Genomic DNA, 2,681 nt, shown 5'->3' on the forward strand with positions numbered 1-2,681 from the left:
CATACGAGGATAGGCCGGCCGATGGAAGGCCTTACGAAGTATGCCTGCCTGCAACCAGCCTGCTACTTTATGTTGGCTGGCGGGTGGCCCTCGGGCCAGGAGAAAGAGCCGGGAGGGATGCCCGCCGGAGCCTGCCGCACCGCGGGCTACCGCGGGGCCGGTGTGGGCTACCGCAGGGTCAATGTGGGGCCGGTGTGGGCCACCGCGGGGCCGGTGTGGGCCCCGCGGGGTCTCAGGTGATGCTCGGAGCGATCCGCTGGCGTGGCGGCAGGGCGGCGGCCCCGGCCGGTGTCGGCCCCCGGCCCCAGCGCCACACGTCGGCGACGATGCGGTCGATGCTCGACGCCGGAGAACTCCAGCCGAGATCGGCGCGGATCCGGGTGCTGTCACCGATCAGCGTCTTCGGTTCGGAGACCGGCGGACAGTGGACGCGGCGGACCGGGCGCCCAGCGACCCGGCCGACCGCGGCGAGCACGTCAGTGACACTCACCCCGACGCCGCTGCCCACGTTGAACACCGCGCAGTGCCCGGGCGCGCGGCGACCAGCGCCGTCAGGTAGGCCGTTGCCATGTCCACGACGTGGACGTACTCCCGCAGCGCGAGGCCGTCCCCATTGACCCGGAACACATCCCGGCACCCGCTCGCCACGGCGATCGCCGCCGGGATGATCCGGCTGCCGTCGCGGTCGATGTGTCCCGCGACGGCACCCGCGACGTTGAAGGAACGTAGGATCACCGCGCCGAGCAGCCCGGTGCCGGCCTGGTGGGACAGCAGCCGCTCGGCGGCGAACTTGGAGGTTCCGTAGGGGTTCACCGGGTCGGGTGGGCAGGTCTCCGGGATCCGCGCGAGGTCGACGTTGCCGTAGACCGCGCAGGTGGATCCGAAGACGAACGCGGGTGCGACTCCGGTGTGCTCGGCGCCCTCCTCCAGGGCAGCCAGCAGGTTGATGGTGCCGGTCAGGTTCGTCTGGAAGTAGCGCACGGGATCCAGCCGCGACTCCCGCACCCGGGTCAGGGCCGCGAGATGGCATACTCCCTCGAATCCTCGGCTGACCCCCGCCGCGGCCAGCTGGCGGGGATCGAGCAGGTCCGCGGCCACCACCTCGATATCGGGGGCGAACCGCGGCGTGGTCATCGGCTCGCGGACCATCGCCGTAACTTGGTGCCCGGCGGTGGCGAGCATGTCCGTGACCACTCCGCCGATGAAGCCGGCCGCGCCGGTGACAAGGACGCGCATGTCCGGGATCAGGATGCGGCCCGCACGCGCATCCCGAGGAGGATCTCCCGGTGGCGCCAGGCGAGTTCCAGGCAGGCGGCGGCCGACGGGGCGATGGGCTCGGTGTCGACGAGACGGCGCAGTGCCGAGTGGGTGAACGGGATGCCCTCGGTCACCGACCGGTTCGGACCCGCGGTGACGACCGATCCCTCGGCATTGCTCTGGACCATGCTGCCGAACAGCCGGTCGAAGGCGTCGGCGTCCACCACGACGACGGTGAGGATCTCGCCGAACAGGGTGAGCGCGTCCAGCCCGATCCCGAAGTACGACACCCGCATGGCGCCGGACCGACGCGCCTGCTCGAACGAACGGAACGGCTCGTCGGTGTCATAGCCGATCGGGCTGGACGAGCTGCCGTCGTGCTCCGGGTTGCCCAGCAGCTCCTCGCTCAGCTCACGCATGATGTTGCGCCACAGGTCGAAGTCGGCCTCATGGTGGAACGGGGTGATGCCCGACGGCTGGAAGACCCCGGCCGGGATGACGTGGTACACCTCGCCCGCGGTCGCGACCGAGCCCGCGCTGCGCCGGTGCAGGAAGAAGCTCGCCTGACCGCCGCGATCGTGGCGGATCGTGAGCGTGTTGATGGACGGCAGGGCCGCCCGCCGGGTGAAGTCGAACGGATCTCCGATGCGCGCCCGGAAGGGCAGCGCGGGCCAGGACAGTCCGCTGCCGGCCATCGCGGCCGCCGTCTCGTGTGCGACGGTCTCGCAGATGTCAACGGCGTCGAAGTACGTCGTGTGGGCGAAGCTCAGCGACGGATGGTTGTCCGTCGACGGTCCCGCGGTCCCGTCACCGCCGATATCGAGCAGGCGGAAGCTGAGCCGGTTCTCGAACAGAGTCGGCCGGTCGAGATCCCGCATCGCCCGCGTGTATCGCTGGTAGCGGTTCTGCTGACCGCCTCCACCAAGCAGGGGCCGGCTACCGGCCGTCTCGGGTTCGTCCCCCCTGATCGTGGGGGCCTCGACGCTATCGTGCCACTCAAGGGTGACATCGTCGATGTCCACCGGGGTGTCCCACACCCAGCCGGGCCGGGCCAGTAGCCCGCTGCCGAGCCGGTCGGTTTCCGGGTAGAGCCGCACCGCCGCGCGGGCGAGGCTGATCCGATGGTGGTTGAGATGATCGCGGGTGAGCCGCCACGCGCGTTGGCTCGCGGCGGCCTGCTCGGCCGCCGGACTGTGCGGCGCAGTCTCCCGGCGACGGTCCGTCATCGATCCCGGAGCCAGGCCGACGTCCTCGGGGGACAGCGCCAGATTGCGGGCGATGTGACGGAGCGTCGAGATGTCGTGGATAGCCCGCCGGCCGCTCTCCACCTTGGATACGTAGGACTGGTCGAAGCCCAGACGGTCGGCGAGCTGCTGCTGCGTGAGGCCGTGGGCCTGCCGGTACGCGCGTAGGAGTTGGTCCAC

Annotated in this window: 3 protein-coding genes; all 3 read right to left on the reverse strand. The window is 70.8% G+C overall.

The features are described from left to right. Positions 1–232: 232 nt before the first annotated feature. Positions 233–490 carry a hypothetical protein gene (locus AC08OU_RS24335; protein ID WP_476602399.1) on the reverse strand — a complete coding sequence of 86 codons (258 nt, stop codon included), beginning with the start codon at positions 488–490 and terminating at the stop codon, positions 233–235. After that, on the reverse strand, positions 487–1,236 hold the full coding sequence (locus tag AC08OU_RS24340; RefSeq protein WP_476602398.1) for an NAD-dependent epimerase/dehydratase family protein: 750 nt from the start codon (positions 1,234–1,236) through the stop codon (positions 487–489). Before AC08OU_RS24340 ends, AC08OU_RS24335 begins: the two co-directional genes overlap by 4 nt. Positions 1,237–1,244: 8 nt before the next feature. Further along, positions 1,245–2,681, reverse strand: a 1,437-nt coding sequence (locus AC08OU_RS24345) for a helix-turn-helix domain-containing protein (protein WP_476605913.1), incomplete at its 5' end; no start/stop codon positions are given.

Source organism: Frankia sp. CcMO1, assembly GCF_977945845.1.

Excerpts from the sequence above, each read along its gene's own strand:
- AC08OU_RS24340 (WP_476602398.1), bottom strand. The coding sequence starts at position 1,236 with ATGCGCGTCCTTGTCACCGGCGCGGCCGGCTTCATCGGCGGAGTGGTC.